This is a genomic window from Nocardioides candidus (genome assembly GCF_041321175.1).
Classification (GTDB): Bacteria; Actinomycetota; Actinomycetes; order Propionibacteriales; family Nocardioidaceae; genus Nocardioides.
The window spans coordinates 120,137-138,221 of the sequence record NZ_JBGGWC010000005.1 but is presented as its reverse complement, the minus strand read 5'-3'; the positions used below and the strand labels follow the sequence as shown (position 1 = coordinate 138,221).

At 71.6% G+C, this 18,085-nt stretch carries 17 protein-coding genes and 1 riboswitch; of the genes, 7 read left to right on the top strand and 10 right to left on the bottom strand.

Translation table 11 applies throughout. From position 1 onward, the window contains the following. Nucleotides 1-99: 99 nt before the first annotated feature. Nucleotides 100-271: riboswitch (cyclic di-AMP (ydaO/yuaA leader) on the top strand. A gap of 12 nt (nucleotides 272-283) precedes the next feature. Genes ACAX67_RS20065 through ACAX67_RS20055 form a run of 3 tightly spaced genes read left to right on the top strand, consistent with a single transcriptional unit; the run spans nucleotide 284 to nucleotide 3,762 of the window. Beyond that, nucleotides 284-1,276: a C40 family peptidase gene (locus tag ACAX67_RS20065; RefSeq protein WP_370705672.1), complete on the top strand. Its 993-nt coding sequence runs from the start codon at nucleotides 284-286 to the stop codon at nucleotides 1,274-1,276. Then, nucleotides 1,257-2,501: a hypothetical protein gene (locus tag ACAX67_RS20060; protein WP_370705671.1), complete on the top strand. Its 1,245-nt coding sequence runs from the start codon at nucleotides 1,257-1,259 to the stop codon at nucleotides 2,499-2,501. The genes ACAX67_RS20065 and ACAX67_RS20060 overlap by 20 nt, the downstream gene beginning before the upstream one ends. Before the next feature lies 1 nt (nucleotide 2,502). After that, nucleotides 2,503-3,762: a M48 family metalloprotease gene (locus ACAX67_RS20055; RefSeq protein ID WP_370705670.1), complete on the top strand. Its 1,260-nt coding sequence runs from the start codon at nucleotides 2,503-2,505 to the stop codon at nucleotides 3,760-3,762. On the opposite strand, the gene ACAX67_RS20050 is transcribed toward ACAX67_RS20055, so the two are convergent. The 10 genes from ACAX67_RS20050 to ACAX67_RS20005 form a co-directional block, all read right to left on the bottom strand. After that, nucleotides 3,750-3,911, bottom strand: a complete 162-nt coding sequence (locus tag ACAX67_RS20050; protein WP_370705669.1) for a Flp family type IVb pilin — start codon at nucleotides 3,909-3,911, stop codon at nucleotides 3,750-3,752. The two genes, ACAX67_RS20055 and ACAX67_RS20050, sit on opposite strands and share 13 nt — an antisense overlap. 85 nt (nucleotides 3,912-3,996) lie before the next feature. Further along, nucleotides 3,997-4,173, bottom strand: coding sequence for a Flp family type IVb pilin (locus tag ACAX67_RS20045; RefSeq protein WP_370705668.1), 177 nt, complete (start codon nucleotides 4,171-4,173; stop codon nucleotides 3,997-3,999). A gap of 149 nt (nucleotides 4,174-4,322) precedes the next feature. Beyond that, nucleotides 4,323-4,973 (bottom strand): response regulator, encoded by a 651-nt coding sequence (locus ACAX67_RS20040; protein ID WP_370705667.1) that lies wholly within the window; start codon nucleotides 4,971-4,973, stop codon nucleotides 4,323-4,325. Continuing rightward, nucleotides 4,970-6,547 (bottom strand): sensor histidine kinase, encoded by a 1,578-nt coding sequence (locus ACAX67_RS20035; protein WP_370705666.1) that lies wholly within the window; start codon nucleotides 6,545-6,547, stop codon nucleotides 4,970-4,972. The genes ACAX67_RS20040 and ACAX67_RS20035 overlap by 4 nt, the downstream gene beginning before the upstream one ends. 21 nt (nucleotides 6,548-6,568) lie before the next feature. Next, nucleotides 6,569-7,486, bottom strand: a complete 918-nt coding sequence (locus ACAX67_RS20030) for a type II secretion system F family protein (protein ID WP_370705665.1) — start codon at nucleotides 7,484-7,486, stop codon at nucleotides 6,569-6,571. Between the two features lies 1 nt (nucleotide 7,487). Next, nucleotides 7,488-9,413 (bottom strand): type II secretion system F family protein, encoded by a 1,926-nt coding sequence (locus tag ACAX67_RS20025; RefSeq protein WP_370705664.1) that lies wholly within the window; start codon nucleotides 9,411-9,413, stop codon nucleotides 7,488-7,490. After that, nucleotides 9,410-10,930, bottom strand: a complete 1,521-nt coding sequence (locus tag ACAX67_RS20020; protein WP_370705663.1) for a TadA family conjugal transfer-associated ATPase — start codon at nucleotides 10,928-10,930, stop codon at nucleotides 9,410-9,412. The genes ACAX67_RS20025 and ACAX67_RS20020 overlap by 4 nt, the downstream gene beginning before the upstream one ends. A gap of 2 nt (nucleotides 10,931-10,932) precedes the next feature. Next, a complete protein-coding gene (locus ACAX67_RS20015; protein ID WP_370705662.1) occupies nucleotides 10,933-12,117 on the bottom strand; it encodes a CpaE/TadZ family protein in 1,185 nt (394 codons plus the stop codon). 7 nt (nucleotides 12,118-12,124) lie between these two features. Further along, a complete protein-coding gene (gene cpaB, locus ACAX67_RS20010) occupies nucleotides 12,125-12,862 on the bottom strand; it encodes a Flp pilus assembly protein CpaB (protein WP_370705661.1) in 738 nt (245 codons plus the stop codon). Nucleotides 12,863-13,114: 252 nt separating this feature from the next. Further along, nucleotides 13,115-14,911, bottom strand: coding sequence for an AMP-dependent synthetase/ligase (locus tag ACAX67_RS20005; protein WP_370705660.1), 1,797 nt, complete (start codon nucleotides 14,909-14,911; stop codon nucleotides 13,115-13,117). Between the two features lie 90 nt (nucleotides 14,912-15,001). Between ACAX67_RS20005 and ACAX67_RS20000 the strand changes: the two genes are divergently transcribed. The 4 genes from ACAX67_RS20000 to ACAX67_RS19985 are packed head-to-tail and all read left to right on the top strand — an operon-like array spanning nucleotide 15,002 to nucleotide 18,085. After that, the gene (locus tag ACAX67_RS20000; RefSeq protein WP_370705659.1) at nucleotides 15,002-15,460 is read left to right on the top strand and encodes an SRPBCC family protein; all 459 of its coding nucleotides are present in this window, start codon (nucleotides 15,002-15,004) and stop codon (nucleotides 15,458-15,460) included. Nucleotides 15,461-15,489: 29 nt separating this feature from the next. Further along, a complete protein-coding gene (locus ACAX67_RS19995; protein ID WP_370705658.1) occupies nucleotides 15,490-16,695 on the top strand; it encodes an ArsA family ATPase in 1,206 nt (401 codons plus the stop codon). Then, the gene (locus ACAX67_RS19990; RefSeq protein WP_370705657.1) at nucleotides 16,692-17,144 is read left to right on the top strand and encodes a hypothetical protein; all 453 of its coding nucleotides are present in this window, start codon (nucleotides 16,692-16,694) and stop codon (nucleotides 17,142-17,144) included. Before ACAX67_RS19995 ends, ACAX67_RS19990 begins: the two co-directional genes overlap by 4 nt. After that, a complete protein-coding gene (locus tag ACAX67_RS19985) occupies nucleotides 17,141-18,085 on the top strand; it encodes an ROK family glucokinase (protein ID WP_370705656.1) in 945 nt (314 codons plus the stop codon). The genes ACAX67_RS19990 and ACAX67_RS19985 overlap by 4 nt, the downstream gene beginning before the upstream one ends.

Sequence of the window (18,085 nt, the reverse complement as noted above, 5' to 3'; positions counted from 1 at the left end):
CGACCGGCGAGCCGGGGTTTGGCGGGGCCAGGGAAGGCGTCTAGGCTGCTCGCTCAGATGTCCGTGGAAGTGGATCGACCGATCCGCGCGGACATCGCGTCGAGTCCGGTGCCGTCCGACCAGTCGGGAGGCCCCGGAGCCGGGGACCCAAACCACTCTGGGGTGAATCCCGTGCGAGGCGCGGCCGTGGGACACGGACGCGAGGAGCACGGGTAGGGCAGGTCGTGCCCGAATCCGTCAGCTCACCCGGTAGGCGTACGACACCAGAGGGGACCGCCAGCACGTGCTGAACGGCCGCACACGTATCACCACCGCGCTGAGCGCGCTCGCACTCACCGGCACCGTCTGCCTGACGGTCAACACCTCCTCCCCGGCGCACGCCGCACCTGACATCGATGACGTGCGGGCCCGGGTCGACAGCCTCTTCCAGCAGGCCGAGCAGGCGCAGGAGCGCTACAACGACGCGAAGCTCGAGCTCGCTGACCTCAACGACGAGCTCTCGTCGCTGCAGTCCGACGAGGTGCGCCAGGGCGACCAGGTCGCCAAGGTCCGCTCCGACGTCCGCGACTCGGTCATCCGCCAGTTCCAGGGCCAGAGCCTGGGCCCGGCAGCCCAGCTCATCAATGCCGACGAGGACTCGTTCCTGAGCGGGCTCTCCACCTTCTCCACGGTCAGCGACCTGCAGGAGTCCCTGCTCTCCGACTACAACGACCAGCTCAAGGCCTACGCGATCCGTCGCGAGGAGACCAGCGACCGCCGCAACCAGGTCGCGGACCTCGAGTCGGAGCTGAAGGACGAGAAGGAGACGGTCGAGGACAAGCTCGCCGAGGCCAAGGACCTGCTCGGCGACCTGGAGGCCAAGCAGCGCGAGGCGATCCTGTCGCGCGGGGGCGACCTCCGTGCCGAGGACATCAGCGTCTCCGCCTCCGGCCGGGCTGCCGCCGCCGTCCACTACGCGATGGCGCAGGTCGGCAAGGCCTACGTCTACGGAGCCGCCGGCCCGAGCGCGTTCGACTGCTCCGGCCTGACGATGATGGCCTGGGCACAGGCCGGCGTCTCGCTGCCGCACTCCTCGAGCGCTCAGTACGGCATGGGCCCGCACATCGCCGAGAGCGACCTGCAGCCCGGCGACCTGGTCTTCTACTACAGCCCGATCAGCCACGTCGGCATGTACATCGGCAACGGCATGATCGTCCACGCGGCCAACCCCGGCGCCGGCGTCCTGGTGAGCCCGCTGCACTACATGCCGTACGTCGGTGCGGTCCGCCCTGGCTGAGCCCTCCCTGCTCCGCCGGTGGGCGGCCACGCTGGGCGCGGGGCTGCTCGCCGCCGCGCTGCTCGCGGGCTGCGACGGTGACGAGCCGTACGTCGCCCCCAGCCAGGCGCCGTCCACCGACGACCTGCAGCCGGCGACCGCCGCCGACACCCTCGACCGGCTCGAACGGGCCTTCCGGCGCGACGACCGGGGCGGCGCCGCCGCACTGGGTGCCGACGACCAGACGAGTGCCCTGCTCGGCGCCATCGCCGGCAGCGTCCACGCGGCCGGGCTCGACGACGTCACGTTCCGCTACATCACCGAGACGGGACAGGTCGGCACCGCCGGCACCTGGACCGCGACGGTGGCCACCACCTGGCGGGTGGCGGGCTTCGAGCAGCGCTCCGCCCATGCCGACGTGGCGTTCACCTTCGCCGACGAGGGCAGCCGGATCGCCGCGATCGGCGGTGGCGCCGACCTCACCCCGGTCTGGCTCGCCGGCGCGACGACGGTGCGACGCACCGACGAGGTGGTCGTCATCGCGGCGACCGGCACGTTGCCGGTGAAGCCTCTCGTCGGCCAGGCCGAGCAGGCGCTCCTCGACGTCCGGAAGGTGTTGCCCGCCGCGCCGCGACGGCTGGTCGTGGAGGTGCCGGCCTCGACGTCCGGGCTGGACGCGGCGCTCGGTCTCGACCAGCGCGCCTACGACGCCGTCGCGGCCATCACGACCGGCGCCGACGGGTCGACCGTCCCCGGGCGGCCGGTGCACGTGTTCCTCAACCCCGAGGTGTACGGCGACCTCACCCCGCTCTCGGCCCAGGTGGTGATGAGCCACGAGTCGGTCCACGCGCTGACCGACGCCCCTGCGAGTGGCGGAGAGCCGTGGCTGCTGGAGGGCTTCGCGGACTACGTGGCGCTGCGCGACGTCGACCTGCCGTTCTCCCGGACCGCCGGGCAGGTCATCGACCAGGTGCGGCGCCGCGGGGTCCCGCCCGCACTGCCGACCCGGGCCGACCTCGACAGCCAGGCGCCGCACCTCGGCGCCGCCTACGAGGCGGCCTGGCTCGTGTGCGTGACACTGGCTCAGCACAGTGGAGAGGAGGCGTTGGTGGACTTCTACGAGGCGGTGCTCGGGGGCGCCGACATCGAGCAGGCACTTCGCCGCACCACGGACTGGACCGTCACGGACCTCACGCGGGCCTGGCAGGACGAGCTGAGGTCGATCTCCTCGACGGACGGCGCCTGAGGTGGACCCGTCCGCAACGGTGCGCAGCACCCAGCGCCGCATCGCGCTCGGCACCACGCTGATCGGTCTCGCCGCCTTCGTGCTGCTCGCCGTCTGGTTCGTGCCGTGGCACCCCGTCCCGGGCGGTGCACCGAGACCGGTCGGTGCGGACGAGGTCTTCTCGGCGGCCCAGATCGAGCGCGCCGAGCACTTCTCCCGCTGGGCACGCACCTGGAGCTGGACGTCCCTGGTGGTCTCCCTGGCGGTCGCCTGCTGGTTCGGCTTCGGGGCGCGCGGACAGCGGCTCGCCGACCGGATGCGCGGGCCCTGGTGGCTGCAGGTCACCGGCGTCGTCGCCGCACTGACCCTGATCGGGCGGCTGGCGACGCTGCCCTTCTCGATCGCGCTGCACCGGCTCCAGCTCGACGCCGGCATCAGCACCGGCTCGTGGTGGTCCTGGGCCGGCGACGTGGTCAAGACCGAGCTGGTCGCGATCGTGACGACCGCGATCGCGTTGGTCGTCCTGGTCGGCATCGCGCGACGCTGGCGGCGGGCCTGGGCAGCGGTGGCCGGCGGCGTGCTCGCGCTGCTCGTGGTCGGCGCCTCGTTCGCCTACCCGGTCGTCGTGGAACCGCTCTTCAACTCCTTCACGCCGCTCGAGGACGGCCCGCTGCGCTCCGACATCCTGCAGCTGGCACGCGAGGAGGGCGTCGACGTCGACGAGGTGCTGGTGGCCGACGCCTCCCGCCGCACGACGACGCTCAACGCCTACGTGTCCGGCTTCGGCAGCTCACGCCGCGTGGTCGTCTACGACAACCTGGTCGACGACCTCCCGGAGGAGCAGGCGAGGTCCGTGGTCGCCCACGAGCTCGCCCACGCCCGCCACGACGACGTGCTGACCGGCACCGCCCTCGGTGCCGCAGGAGCGCTGCTCGGGGTCGGTCTCCTCGGGCTGCTGCTCGGCGCCGCGGAGCGACGCGGCCGGCCGCGGGCGGGCGAGGTGGGCGCCGTGCCGATGATCCTGGCGCTCGCGGCCCTCGCCACGGTGCTGTCGAGCCCGGTCCAGAACGGGATCAGCCGGGAGATCGAGACGCGGGCCGACGTCGACGCGCTGGCGGCGACGAACGCCCCCCAGCCGTTCATCGCCCTGCAGCGACAGCTGGCTCTCAAGGCCCTCGCGGACCCGACGCCGCCGGCGTGGTCGCAGTGGTGGTTCGGCTCGCACCCCACGGTGCTGGAGCGGATCGCGATCGCGAGAGCCGCGGCCGCTCACCAGCCCTGACTGGCTGCTGTGTAGAGGCCCGCGACAATGGGGCCGAGCGCGAGGATCGTCGTGACGATCACCCCCGCGATGAGTGCGACGAAGAGCGCGTACTCGACCGCGGTCGCGCCGCGCTCGTGGTCCGGGCGGCATTGCGCCTGAGTCCTCATCGTCCACCTCGTCCTTCGTCCGAGACGACGATGGCCGCGTGCCCCGGTGGGACACGCGGCCATCGTGTGTGCCGTAGTGGCTAGATCAGCCGAGCTGGGTGCTCACGGTGCCGAACGCGTCGTTGATCTGACCGCCGAGGGTGGCGACGATCGCGACGATGACGGCGGCGATCAGGGCCACGAGCAGGCCGTACTCGACGGCGGTGGCGCCCCGCTCCTCGTCGCGGTGGGCGTTGAGCAGGATCTGCAGGTACTGGATCATCGGAGTTCTCCCTCAGTTGTGTTTCTGTGTCCCCGGGGCTTTCCCCCGATGACCCATATCCTGCCGAGGAAGCACCCCCCGCCGGATCGGGAGTTCGTGTCGACGGCGGTAGTCCCTTCTGACTACGTCGGCGCCGCGATCCGCCGGGGTCAGCGGGCCGAGGGCTGGACCGTGGAGAGCAGACCGATCCGCATCGCCGTTACCAGCGCCTGGGCGCGGTTGGCCGCCCCGAGCTTCTGGTAGATCCGGGCGATGTGCGACTTGGTCGTCGACTCGCTGAGGTAGAGCTTCGCGCCGATCGAGGCAGCGTTGAGGCCCTCGGCGAGGAGCAGCAGCACGTCGTGCTCCCGCTCGGTCAACGACGTCGTCTCGCCCGAGCGCCGACGCATCATCGCCCCGACCAGGCCGGCGCACACGAACGCCTTGGGGGAGACCGCGGCGTGGCGCGCGGCCTTGATCACCTCGGTCGCCGGCGCGTCCTTGCCGACGAAACCGGACGCCCCGGCCTGCATGGCCGCGAAGATCTGGTCGTCGCCGGAGTGCATGGTGAGCACGATCAGGCCGACGGTGTCGCTCTGCTTGCGGACGGTGCGCACGATGTCGAGGCCGGTGCCGTCCTGGAGCTGCAGGTCGGCGACGACGACCATCGGGCGCAGCCGCTCGTAGGCAGTGATCGCCTCGGCGACGCTCCCGGCGGTGCCGACCACCGTCATGTCCGGCTCGAGGTCGAGCACCGCGCCCAGTCCGCTGCGGATCAGCTCGTGGTCGTCGACCAGCAGGACCGTGATGTTGTCGGTCATCGTGTCTCCTTCGTGAGGGTCCGTTCGGGGGGAGGGCCGAGGCCGCCCGAGGCGCGCAGCGTGACCGAGACGGTGAGCCCACGGCTCGCGTTGTCGCGCACGGTGAGCTGGGCCCCGATGAGCTTCGCCCGCTCCCGCATGATCTTCAGGCCGTGCGAGTCGGCCCGGCCGCCCTGCAGCCCGACGCCGTCGTCGGCCACGATGATGCGGGCGTCGGGTGCGTAGACCTGGCAGCGGACGTCGATCGCCGTTGCCCGCGCGTGCTTCACGGCGTTGTTCATCGCCTCCTGGGCGATGCGGAAGAGCTCGGCCTCGACCTCGGGCCGCAGCCGCGCGGGCTGCTCGTCGAGCCGCACCCGGATCGGGATGCCGGACGCCTCGGAGAGGTGCCGCGCGACCGCGCTGATCGCGGCGCCGAGGCTCTCGTTCTCGCCGATGCTCGTGCGCAGGTTCATCACCGAGCGGCGGACCTCGGCGACGACCTTGGTCACCCGCTCGCGCAGCATCGCGAACTGCTTGGCCTGGGCCTCGTCCGCCGGTCGCGCGGCGAGGGCGTCGACGAGGTAGCCCAGCGACGCGATGTCCTGGGCGACGCCGTCGTGCATCTCGCGCGCGAGGCGCTGCCGCTCGTCGGCCGTGGCCACGTCACGGAAGTGGGAGAACAGCAGCGCGGTGTCGAACTTGACCGTGCTCGGGGCGAGCGCGGCCGCGAGCTCCTCGAAGGGGAGGTCTGCCATGTTTTTGCCAGTACCCGGTCGGAGCCCGGCGATGACCGCCGCGTCACCCGCGGTGAACGCGAAGCCTTGGCCGGCGGTGACTGACTCCGCTCGCGCCCAGGCGTCGGTGGCGAGCTTCTCGCAGGCGTCCTCGTCGGCCGCGTCGAGCTCGGAGCTGGTCGCCAGTGGGATCAGGGCGTCGCCGCGGGGCACGTAGAGGGCGAGCGCGCGCGTCGGGACGAGGTCGCCCACGACGCCGAGCATCTCCCCGCCGATGGCCGCGACGTCGAGCCCGGAGCTCAGGTCGTCCGAGAGGTCGATGAGCTGTCTGAGGAGGTTCTGCGCGGCCCGGTAGGGAGACAGGCGGTCGCGGGCGATGAGGTCGGTGGCGAAGGTGACGCCGGCGACCAGGCTGAGGCCGACGCCGGCCATCGACCAGGTGAAGATCGACGCGCCCCACTCCGTCCAGTCCGTCTGTGCCGGATCGCGACCGTTCCACATGAGGCCGAGGCTCACCACGGACACCACCTGGAAGGCCACGGTGCGCACCATGGTGCGCAGCCCGGCGATCGCGGTCGCGTAGAGCGGCGGCACCACGAGCGCGGCCAGGATCGCAGGCGACGCCTTGACGGCGACCCCGCAGATCACGCCCACCGCCGCGGCCTCGACGGCCGGCGACAGGGTCAGCTCGAGGTCGCGCCGGGTGAGGGTCACGGACTGGTAGAGCCAGAGCAGGGCGAGGGCGAGCAGGGCGAACAGGGCGCCGGACGCCCGGAACCACAGCGCGGGCGCGCCGATCGCGAGCAGCGCGAAGAGCCGCGCGGCCGCGACGACGGCGAATGCCTGGCTACTGGGCATGGTTGGGGCAGGCTATCGCGTCTAGAACGACGACATGATCCTCAGCGCCGCAGGCCCCATCACGATCGCGAACAGGCAGGGCAGGATGCAGATCACGACCGGGATCATGATCTTGACCGGCACCTGCTGCGCCTTGGCCTCCGCGTGCTGACGGCGCTTCACCCGGATCTCCGCGGTCTGCACGCGCAGCACCTGGGAGATCGAGATGCCGAACGCGTCGGCCTGCACCATCGACCCGACGAAGACCTTGAGGTCGTCGACGTTCGATCGCTCGGACAGGGCGCGGAGGGCGTCGGAACGACCCTTGCCGAGCTGCATCTCCCGCAGGACGCGCGAGAACTCCTGGGCGAGCGGCCCCTCGGTGTTGCGGGCGACCTGCTGCAGCGCGGCGTCGAAGCCGAGGCCGGCCTCGACGCTGATCGTGAGGAGGTCGACGGCGTCGGCCAGCGTGCGGCGGATCTCCTCGCTGCGGTGCTCCGCCCGGTTGTAGAGGTAGAGGTCGGGGCCGAAGAAGCCGAGAAGGAGGAGCCCGCCCGAGACCAGGACGGATGTGCCAAGACTCATCCCGATCACCTGGGTGTAGGCGAGGCCGATCACGGGCAGCGCGACGGCGGCGATGACCTTCATGCCGACGACGCGGTCGACGGTCCAGTCCATCGGGTTGCCGGCCAGCTCGAGCCGGTGCCTGATGCGCTCCGCCTTGTCCGCCCCGGTGATCCGGCGGCCGATGGTGAGCGCGCGCTCCTGTAACGGGCGCAGCACGCGGTCGGCGAAGGCGGGCTCGGCCTCGGCGACGAGCTCGTTGGCTCCGGGCGTGCCCATCTGCTCGAGTGAGGCGAGCGACCGCTCGAGGCCGGTGGGCCCGTCGGTGGACACGAGGGCGCGCCCGAGCACTGCGATCGCGCAGCCGATGAGGACGACCGCCAGCAGCAGCACCATGTCAGACCTCCACCTTCGTCAAGCGGGACATCCAGAAGACGCCGAGGGACAGCCAGGCGACGGCGCCGGCAAGGATCAGCAGTCCCAGGCCCTCGGTGTAGAGCGGCGCCATGTAGCCGGGCTGCGTGATCATCACCCAGACGAACACGCCGGGCGGGAGCCCGGTGAGGATCCACGCGGACAGCTTGCCCTCGGCGGCCAACGAGTCCACCTGGCGGCGGAGGTACTGCCGCTCGCGCATGGTCGCCGCCACCGTGGTGAGGAGCTCGGCGAGGTTGCCGCCGACCTGGCGTTGGATCCGGATCGCCATGACGACCCACGCGAAGTCCTTGCTGTCGAAGCGCGTCGCCACGCCCTCGAAGGCGTCCTCGAGAGCGACGCCGATCCGGTTCTCCACGAGCACGCGCTTGAACTCGGACGCGATCGGGTCCTGCCCCTCGCGGGTGATGGTGTCGACCGCCTGGGCGAGGGACATGCCGGCCGACAGCGACCCGGCCATCAGCTGCAGGGTCTCGGGGAGGGCCGTGTTGAAGGCCTTGCGCCGGCGTCCCGCCATGAACCTCAGGTAGAGCTTCGGCAGGAAGAACCCGATGCCGAGGAACAGCAGGCCGACGACGATGTTGCCGCGGCCGAGCAGCAGGCCGAACATCCCGGAAGCGATGACGACGCCGACGTGCAGCAGCAGCCACTCCGACGGCTTGAACCCACTGCCCGCAGCGGTGAGGCGGACGGCCAGCTTCGCCTCGAGGTCCTTGTTGCGGTCGAGCACGCCGGCCGCGGCCGCCTTGGCCTGGTCGAGCATCGGCTCGGAGGCGGCCTTGGGCTCCTCGTGCCCCCGTCCCACCGTCCCGGTGTACGCCGTCACCCGCTCGGCGATCGTCATCGGCTGTGCCTTCCTGGGCACCAGCAGGACCGCGGCGGTGACCAGCCCGACACCGAAGATGAGGATGCCGGCGTAGAACGCGCCGACCGGCACGTCCCAGCCGTCGTCGGGGTTGACCGGCTCGAGTGACGGGGCTGCCGGGGTGTCGGCGGCGTCCTGGATCTTGGCGAACGCGTGGGCGACGAGGTCGCCGCCCGCGGTCGGCAGCGTGATGGCGACCGTCGCCTCGGTCGCGTCGAACCCGGCGGGAAGCGGGGCCGTGACCAGGATCTGGTGCGCCAGCACCTCCGCCTCGGCGGCGAACGCGTCGGCGAGGGCGGATCCGGTGGACTCGATGACCTGGCCCTGCCCCGCCTCGGCGAGGGCGTCCAGCGCGGCCACGGCCTTGGGCTTGCCGGCCTGGTCGAGCGAGACCACGTCGACGAGCGTCGCGGTGTCGTCGATCTCCGTCGTCACGTGGTCGAGGGTGGTCTCCTTGCCCGTGTCTGCCCCGTCGGACAGCACCAGGACCGAACGCTGGCCGGCGTCGCCGGCCGCGTCGACGGCCGCAAGGATCCCGTCGTAGAGCAACGTGCCCTTGCTGAGCTCGAGCCCGTCGACCACCTGCTGGGCCGCGTCGCGGTCGGTGGTCGGCGCCAGCGCGGTGCGGACCTCGCCGTCGAAGGTGACGATGCCGACCTCGACATCGTCCGGCACCGAGTCGAGGAACGTCTGGGCCGCTGCCTTGGCCGCGTCGAAGCGGCCGTGCTGGGCCATCGAGTCGCTGGTGTCGATCGCCAGGATCGTGGTGCGCTCGACCGTGGTGTCGGTGCCCGTGGACGTCGCGGTCGCGTCGAGCTCGTCGCCGTCGAGGGTGCCGGTGACGCCACCCAGGTCGACGTCGGCGTCGGCGGGCACGCTGACGAGGACCCGCAGCCCGTCGTCGGTGGCCTCGACGTGCGCGATGCTCGGCTCGTCGTCCGCCCACCCCGTGGACGGGGTCAGGAGCACGACGAGTGCTGCGAGGAGAGCCGCGAACACGGCGGCCAGGACGCGCCGCGTCATGACCGGTCCAGCCGGAAGATCGCCGGGTCGACGGCGACGTTGCTGTAGGAGAGCTTCTCGATGAACTTCGGCCGCAACCCGGTGCTGCGCAGCCGGCCGAGGACGCGGCCGTTCTCGTCGAAGCCCGCGGAGTTGTCGAAGACGAAGACGTCCTGGAGCGTGATGACGTCACCCTCCATGCGCTCCACCTCGGTGATGTGGGTGATCCGGCGCGAGCCGTCCTTGAAGCGCGACTGGTGCACGATCAGGTCGACCGCGGAGGCCACCTGCTCGCGGATCGCGCGGATCGGCAGGTCCATGCCGGCCATCAGCACCATGGTCTCCATGCGGGCGAGCGTGTCGCGCGGGCCGTTGGAGTGCAGGGTGCAGATGGAGCCGTCGTGACCGGTGTTCATCGCCTGGAGCATGTCGAGCGCCGAGGCGTCGCGCACCTCACCGACGACGATGCGGTCAGGACGCATGCGGAGGCTGTTCTTGACCAGGTCGCGGATCGTCACCGCGCCCTTGCCCTCGATGTTCGCCGGTCGCGACTCCAGCCGGACCACGTGGTCCTGGTGGAGCTGGAGCTCGGCGGCGTCCTCGATCGTGACGATGCGCTCGTCGGAGGGGATGAACGACGACAGGACGTTGAGCGTCGTCGTCTTCCCGGCACCCGTGCCGCCCGAGACGATCACGTTGAGCCGACCGCGGACGCAGGCCTCGAGGAAGTCCGCGGTCTGCGGGCTCAACGAGCCGAACTTGATCAGGTCCTCGACGGTGAGCGGGTCGGTCGCGAACTTCCGGATCGTCAACGCGGAGCCGTCGATCGCGAGCGGCGGGACGATGGCGTTGACGCGGCTGCCGTCGGGGAGCCGGGCGTCGACCATCGGGCTGGACTCGTCGACGCGGCGGCCGATGCGCGACACGATCTTGTCGATCGTGCGCCGCAGGTGGGGCTCGTCGGCGAAGTGGGCCTCGGCCTTCATCAGCCGGCCCGACTTCTCCAGCCACACGTCGTTGTAGCCGTTCACCATGACCTCGGAGACCTCCGGGTCGCGGAGGTAGGGGTCGATCGGGCCGTAGCCGAGGATGTCGTCGCTGATGTCCTGCGTCACGCGGGCGCGGTCGCTGTTGCTGAGCGGGCGGTCCTGCGCGCTCAGCACCTCGGCGAGCACGGTGCGCACGCGCTGGTCGAGCTCCTCCTGGTCCATCTCCGCGTCGTAGAGGTGCGGGCCGAGCTCCTTGAGCAGCTCGGCGTGGACGCTGGTCTTGAGCTCCTCGATGCGGTCGACCTCCTGGTTCGCCAGGACCCGGCGCTGCGCGGAGCGGTTGTCCGACGTGGCGGCCGCGGTGGTGCGCTGCGAGAGCGGACCACCCGCAGCCTTGGCCGACGGGTCGGGCGGGGCCGGCATCGTCGCGAGCTCGTCGGCGAGCACCGAGCCCTCGGGCCGCTTCGGGTCCGTCGGGTCCGCGTCGCCGGCGTGCCTGCCCTCGGACTGGCGGCGGGCCGCCTCGAGGCGCTCGGAGAGACTGGCCATGATCAGCTCCTCCCACGACGGAAGAGGCCGTTGCGCGAACGCGAGGCGTCGACCGTCTCGGGGGTGAGGACCGGCGCCGCGATCGGCTCGCCGGTGACGGTGGAGGCGAGCTCGACGTACGCGCGGCTCGCGGGGTGGTTCGGGTTGCCCGAGACGATCGGGGTGCCGGAGTTGGTCGCGGCGGCGATGTCCATCGCGCTGCGGACCTGCGAGGCGATCGGCATGTTGAGGATGTCCTCGACCTTGTCGATGCTGATGCCCACCTCGTCGTCGGCGCGGTTGAGCAGCAGGTGCCGGTGGCCGCGCGCGATGTTGAGCATGTCCATCGTCTCGAGGGCGACCTTGACGTTCTTCAGCGTCGGCACGTCGAGCGTCGCCACGACCACGCACTCGTCGGTCTCGTCCAGCGCGGTCAGGGTGGCGTCGTCGAAGGACGGCGAGGTGTCGACCACCACGTAGTCGAAGCCGTCGCGCAGGGCCCGGAGGATCCGCGAGATGAGCAGGGGAGTGATCCGCTCGCGCACGTCGGGGTGGGCCGGCGCGGCGAGCACGTTGAGCGCGTCCTCGTGACGGGTGAGGAGGCCCTCGATCATCGCCAGGTCGATCGAGTCCTCGGAGCCGACGGCCTGCTCGATGGAGTGCGTCGGGAAGAGCTGCATGGTGATCGCGACGTCGCCGAACGCGAGGTCGAGGTCGACCAGGCAGACCTTGCGGGCGCCCTTGTCGGAGAGCGCCAGCGCCAGGTTGACCGACGCGGTCGTCTTGCCGACGCCGCCCTTGGGCGAGAACACGGTGACGACCCGGCCCATCTGCCGCGCCCCGCCGGGTCCGCGCAGCGCCAGGTAGAGCTGGTGGGCGCGCTCGACGGCCTTCGTGAGGCCCTTCTCGTCGTCGGCCCCCACGACGTCCCGCACGCCGGCGTGCATCGCCCGCGTCAGGGTCTCGGTGTCGAACTCGTGGCGCAGCAGCACCACGCTCACGGTCGGCTTGGCGATCCGCAGGTCCTCGGCGTAGGACAGTGCGAGCTCGATGGAGAGCGACGGGCCCAGCGCGACGACGTACTCGTCGCTGTGCTGGTCCAGCCACACGTACATCCGGTCGGCGGCGGCCACAGCGTGCGCGCCGGCCGGCATCGCCCGGAGCAGCGACGGTACGACGCTGCTGTCGGTCTCGACGAGGACAGGCATCTCGGCCTCAGCCCTCGAACAGGTTGTCGGCGTCGACGCCCTTGTCCGGGTCGACGTTGCTGCCGGAGTTGAGCAGCGCCACCGTCAGGTCGCCCGCCTTCTCGGCGAACCGGACCTGCTCGGCCTGGCGCTGGGTGACCGCGACCGTCAGCAGCTGCTTGATGTCGGTGTCGTTGCTGTCGTCGCCGCCGTTGCTCGTGGAGATGGCCGAGGTGTCGCCGGCCGCAAGCACAGTGACGTGGTCGAGCAGCGTGCGCGTCACGATCGGGGCCTGGGTGCTTCGGTCGATCAGGGTCGAGATGACCGCGACGTCGGCACCGGGGCGGATGAAGTAGCCCACGCGGGCCGCGTCCTCGACGGCGATCGAGATCGCGATCTTGCCCTCGGGGATCGGCAGCGTGGTGGTGGCCTCGACCTCGTCGGCGCCGCCGAACTTCACCGGGACCAGCTGCTCGTGCGGGTAGATGGTCGTCAGCGCGACGGTGCCGTCGTACTGGTCGGACTTGTCGCCCGCGCCGTCGAGGACCTGGGCCTTGGCCACGTTGGCCAGCTCGAACTTCCCGCTCTGCAGCGCGTCGTCGAAGCTCTCGCCCGGGTTGACCTTCTTGGTGGCGACCAGAACCTCGACGGTGTCGTACTTGTCGGCGGCGCGCTTGTCGGCACCCTTGGCATAAACGAAGACGAGTGCCACGCCGAGCACCGCGACAACCGCGGCGACGACCAGCAGCAACTTTCGACGGTCCATCTAAGAGCCCTCCCGCTCCCCATGTCGGGGTAGGCGCGGCACGCTGCCGCCCTCCCCGATCTCGCTCTGTCCCCCGGCTGCGCACCCTCCCAAGCGGCAGCCGAGCGATCAGAACGCTAGCCGAGAATTGGGCCCCCGAGACCGCTCGGAGGCAAAGCCAGACCGAACGTTTTGGGGTCCTAGTCACATCGGGCCAGGGGGTGGCCCGATCGAATCAGCCCGCCGCCCGGCCGGCCGTCTGCCGAGGTCTTCTCAGACCTCGTAGAGCGCCGCGATCTCGTCGCGGCACTCCCGCATCACCACGTTGCGCTTGAGCTTGAGGCTGGGTGTCAGCTGTCCGCCCTCCTCGGTCCAGTCGTAGGGGAGGATCTCGAACTTCCGGATCGACTCCGCCTTCGACACCGCCAGGTTGGCGTCGTCGACCGCCGCCTGGATCGCCTCCCGCAGGTCAGGGTCGTCGGCGAGATCGGCCGCGTCGCCCTCCTTGCCGTGCTGCTCCGCCCAAGCGGGAAGGGCGTCCTGGTCGAGGGTGACCAGGGCAGCGATGAAGGGCTGGCCGTCGCCGACGACGAGGCACTGGCTGACCAGGGCGTGGGCGCGCACGCGGTCCTCGAGCACGGCGGGAGCGACGTTCTTGCCGCCCGCGGTCACCAGGATCTCCTTCTTGCGCCCCGTGATCCGGACGAAGCCCTCGTCGTCGACCTCGCCGACGTCGCCGGTGTGGAACCAGCCGTCGGCGTCGATCGCCTCGGTCGTCGCGTCCGGGTTGCCCCAGTAGCCGGTGAAGACCTGGCCGCCCTTGAAGACCAGCTCGCCGTCGTCGGTCACGCGCACCGACGTGCCGGGCAGGGGACGGCCGACCGTGCCGATCTTGAGGGCGTCGGGCAGGTTGACCGTCAGCGCCGCGGTGGTCTCCGTCAGGCCGTAGCCCTCGAGCACGGTGAGCCCGATGCCGCGGTAGAAGTGGCCGAGCCGGTCGCCGAGCGGCGCACCCCCGGAGACGGCGAACTCGCAGCGCCCGCCGAGCGCGGCGCGCAGCTTGCCGTAGACGAGTCGCGAGAACGCCGCGTGCTGGGCCCGCACGCGCAGGGGCACCCGGCCGGCGTCCAGGCCGCGCGAGTAGGCGATCGCCGTGTCCGCCGCACGGTCGAAGATCTTGCCCTTGCCGTCGGCGGTCGCGTTCTGCGACGCGGTGTTGAAGACCTTCTCGAAGACCCGCGGCACGGCCAGGATGAACGTCGGCCGGAACGACTGGAGCTGCGGGAGCAGGCTCTTGATGTCGGCGCTGTGCCCGAGCCGGGTGCGCGACTTCACGCAACCGACCTGGATGATCCGCGCGAAGACGTGCGCCAGGGGCAGGAAGAGCAGGGTGGAGGCACCCTCGGCGTCGAACAGCTTCTCGAGCTCCGCGACGGCGACGCCCAGCTCGGTCTCGAAGTTGCCGTGGGTGAGCATGCAGCCCTTCGGCCGCCCCGTCGTGCCCGAGGTGTAGATCAGGGTCGCGACGTCGGCAGGGGCGGCCGTCGTACGGCGCTTCTCCAGCTCGTCGTCGGCGACGTCGGCGCCCAGGCTCGTGAGCACGTCGACGGCGTTGTCGTCGAACGCCCACACGTGGTGGAGGTCGGTCAGGTCGCGTCGGACCTCGGTGATCCTCGCGACGTGCGCGTGGTCCTCGGCGACGACGGCCTTGGCGGCGGAGTCGCCCAGGATCCAGGCGACCTGCTCGGCCGACGAGCTCTCGTAGATGGGCACCGTGACGGCCCCGGCGAACCAGATCGCGTAGTCGACCAGGGTCCACTCGTAGCGGGTGCGGGAGATGATCGCGACGCGGTCGCCCGGCTCGACGCCCGCGGCGACCAGGCCCTTGGCGACACCGGTGACCTCGGCCAGGAAGTCCGCGGCGGTGACGTCGGTCCAGTCCTCCCCGGCGGCGCCGGGCCGGCTGAACACGACCGCCTCCGGCGCCTCCTTGGCGTTGCGGACCACGTCGTCGGTCAGGTTGCCGCTCGTCGGCAGCTCGACCGACGGGGGAGTGGAGTACTCGCGCACGGTGGATCCTCTCGAGCAGGGCGTGACCTGGACCGCAGGGCAGATTACCGCCGGGTGGGGGTTCGGTGACCATCCGGTAGCCTGCCGCTCATGGCAGAGCAGACGTCGTCGTCGATCGTCGTGGACGCTCCCGCAGCGGACGTGATGGCTGTCATCGCCGACTTCGGGGCCTATCCCGCGTGGGCGAAGGGCGTGAAGACCGCCGACGTCGTCGCCTCCTTCGACGAGGGCGACCCCGCCGCGCGTGGCCGCGCGGAGAAGGTCTACTTCGCCCTCGACGTCGCGCCGATCAAGGACGAGTACACGCTCGCCTACGTCTGGGACGGCGACCGCCAGGTCACCTGGACCCTGGTCGAGGGCAAGATGCTGCGCTCCCTCGACGGTGCCTACGTGCTCGACGAGATCGCGCCCGGCCGCACCGAGGTGACCTACCGACTGGCGCTCGACGTCTCGATCCCGCTGATCGGCATGCTCAAGCGCAAGGGCGAGAAGATCCTGATCGACACCGCGCTGAAGGGGCTCAAGAAGCGCGTCGAGTCCGGCGCCTGATCGTCCTGCCGACCTCTCCGAGCAGCCCCGTGCGCATCGTCCTCCTCACCGGCAAGGGTGGCGTCGGCAAGTCGACGGTGGCCGCCGGCACAGCGGCCCTGGCGGCCGCGCAGGGCCTGCGCACGCTGGTGCTGTCCACGGACGCCGCCCACTCGCTCGCCGACGCGTACGGCGCGTCGGGTCAGGTCCATGCGGAGCCGGCGGAGATCGCCGAGGGGCTGTTCGTGCACCAGGTCGACGCGCAGCTGCGGTTCGAGCAGTCGTGGGCCGACATCCAGCGTTACCTGCTGTCGGTGCTCGACGCGGCCGGCATGGACCCGGTCGCCGCGGAGGAGATGACGGTCATCCCGGGTGCCGAGGAGGTGCTCGCCCTGCTCGAGCTCCGCCTCCACGCCCGGTCCGGCCAGTGGGACGTGATCGTCGTCGACTGCGCTCCGACCGCCGAGACGCTGCGCCTGCTCGCCCTGCCGGAGGCGCTCGGGTGGTACATGGAGCGCCTGCTCCCCATCCAGCGCCGGTTGGTCAAGGCCCTGCGCCCGGTGCTCAACCGGGCTGCCGGCGTGCCGATGCCGGGCGACTCGGTCTTCGACGCGATCACCCGGCTGCACCGCGAGCTCGACGAGGTGCACGAGCTGCTCTCCGGCCCCGACTCGTCCGTGCGCCTGGTCCTCACGCCCGAGAACGTCGTGCTCGCCGAGGCCCGCCGCGCCTACACCAGCCTGTCGCTCTTCGGCTATCGCGTCGACGGCGTGATCGCCAACCGCGTCTTCCCCGCAGGCGACGGCGACGCCTGGCGTGCGGCCTGGGTCGACGCGCAGGCCACCGTGCTCAAGGAGGTCGACCAGTCGTTCGCGGGCCTGCCGGTGTGGCGTTCGGAGTACCAGCCCGGCGAGCCTGTCGGCGTACCCGCCCTGGCGGCGCTCGCACGTGAGCTGTACGGCGACGACGACCCGCTCGCCCGGCCCAGCGGTGACGGGCCGTTCCGGGTCAACCGCGATGCGTCCGGCGCAGCGGTGGTGCACCTCGCGCTGCCGTTCGTGACCCGCTCGGAGGTCGGCCTGGCCCGAAATGGCGACGAGCTCGTCGTCACGGTGGGATCCTCACGTCGGCTGCTGACGCTGCCCGCCGGCCTCGCCCGGCTGGAGGTCGCCGGCGCCCGGGTCGAGGACGGCGAGCTGCAGGTGCGGTTCCGGGAGCCCGACCAGGACACGACCACGAGGGAGGCGACGAGGTGACCGAGCCCGACGACCCGCAGCCGGACCCCCAGGACGCCGCGGGTCCGGACGCCCCGAGGCCCGAGGTCGGCTCCGTGGGCGAGGAAGCGGTCAAGCTCTTCGGGGCCCTGGCCGACCTGGCGCGCCAGCAGGGCACCGAGGTGGGCTCCAGCCTCGGCGGTCTCGTCGACCACGCCGGATCGCTGGCCAAGGAGGTCAACGACCACATCGCGACCGACAGCGCGGAGTGCCGCTACTGCCCGGTCTGCCGGGTCGTCCACGCGGTGCGCGAGACCTCCCCGGAGGTCAAGAGCCACCTGCTGACCGCGGCGACCTCGCTGCTGCAGGCCGCTGCCGGGATGCTGGAGACGCCGGCGCCCGACCAAGCCGGACCGCAGCGCGGGCCCGAGGTGCAGCGGATCGATCTCGACGGCGGTGACGACGCACCGCGTCCGGACGGTGCCTGGTGACCGGCCTGACCTGCGGCATCGACATCGGCGGCACCAAGATCGCCGGAGCGGTGGTCGACGAGGACGGCACGATCCTCGAGGAGGCGCGCGTCGTCTCGCCGGCGACCGACCCCGAGGCCATCGAGACCGCGGTCGCCGGCCTCGTGCGCAACCTGGCGCAGAAGCACCCGGTGACCGCTGTGGGCGTGGGCGCGGCCGGCTACATCGACGCCAACCGCTCCACCGTGCTCTTCGCGCCCAACATCGCCTGGCGCGACGAGCCCCTCGGCGCGGAGCTGTCCCGCCTGACCGGCCTCCCGGTGACCGTCGAGAACGACGCCAACGCCGCGGCGTGGGGCGAGTTCCGCTACGGCGCCGGCAAGGACGTCGACGACCAGCTGATGGTGACCGTCGGCACCGGCGTCGGCGGGGGCGTCATCGCCGGCGGCCGGCTGCTGCGCGGCGGCTTCGGGGTCGCGGGGGAGATCGGTCACCTCTGCGTGGTGCCCGAGGGCCGCCTCTGCGGCTGCGGCAACTTCGGCTGCCTGGAGCAGTACGGCTCGGGCTCCGCCCTGGTGCGGGAGACCCAGGCGGCGGCCGGCGGCAGCTCCCTGCTCGCCGCGGACCTGCTCGAGCGTGCCGGCGGCGACCCCGAGCGCATCACCGGCCCCCTCATCACCCTGGCCGCCCAGGAGGGCGACCGGTTCGCCGTCGAGCAGCTCGCCTCGGTGGGTCGCTGGCTGGGCCACGGCATCGCGTCGCTGGTCGCCGTGCTCGACCCTGCCGTGATCGTCATCGGCGGCGGCGTCAGCGAGGCGGGCGACCTGCTGCTCGACCCGATCCGCGAGGCGTTCGGCCGTGAGCTGACCGGACGCGGCTACCGGCCGCAGGCGGAGATCCGGGGCGCGGAGCTCGGCAACGAGGCCGGCGTCATCGGCGCTGCCGATCTGGCGCGCTCCTAG

Excerpts from the sequence above, each read along its gene's own strand:
- ACAX67_RS20030 (WP_370705665.1), bottom strand. The coding sequence starts at position 7,486 with ATGGTGCTGCTGCTGGCGGTCGTCCTCATCGGCTGCGCGATCGCAGTG.
- ACAX67_RS20050 (WP_370705669.1), bottom strand. The coding sequence starts at position 3,911 with ATGAGGACTCAGGCGCAATGCCGCCCGGACCACGAGCGCGGCGCGACC.
- ACAX67_RS20040 (WP_370705667.1), bottom strand. The coding sequence starts at position 4,973 with ATGACCGACAACATCACGGTCCTGCTGGTCGACGACCACGAGCTGATC.
- ACAX67_RS20020 (WP_370705663.1), bottom strand. The coding sequence starts at position 10,930 with ATGGCCAGTCTCTCCGAGCGCCTCGAGGCGGCCCGCCGCCAGTCCGAG.
- ACAX67_RS20015 (WP_370705662.1), bottom strand. The coding sequence starts at position 12,117 with ATGCCTGTCCTCGTCGAGACCGACAGCAGCGTCGTACCGTCGCTGCTC.
- ACAX67_RS20025 (WP_370705664.1), bottom strand. The coding sequence starts at position 9,413 with ATGACGCGGCGCGTCCTGGCCGCCGTGTTCGCGGCTCTCCTCGCAGCA.
- ACAX67_RS20045 (WP_370705668.1), bottom strand. The coding sequence starts at position 4,173 with ATGATCCAGTACCTGCAGATCCTGCTCAACGCCCACCGCGACGAGGAG.
- ACAX67_RS20000 (WP_370705659.1), top strand. The coding sequence starts at position 15,002 with ATGGCAGAGCAGACGTCGTCGTCGATCGTCGTGGACGCTCCCGCAGCG.
- cpaB (WP_370705661.1), bottom strand. The coding sequence starts at position 12,862 with ATGGACCGTCGAAAGTTGCTGCTGGTCGTCGCCGCGGTTGTCGCGGTG.
- ACAX67_RS20035 (WP_370705666.1), bottom strand. The coding sequence starts at position 6,547 with ATGCCCAGTAGCCAGGCATTCGCCGTCGTCGCGGCCGCGCGGCTCTTC.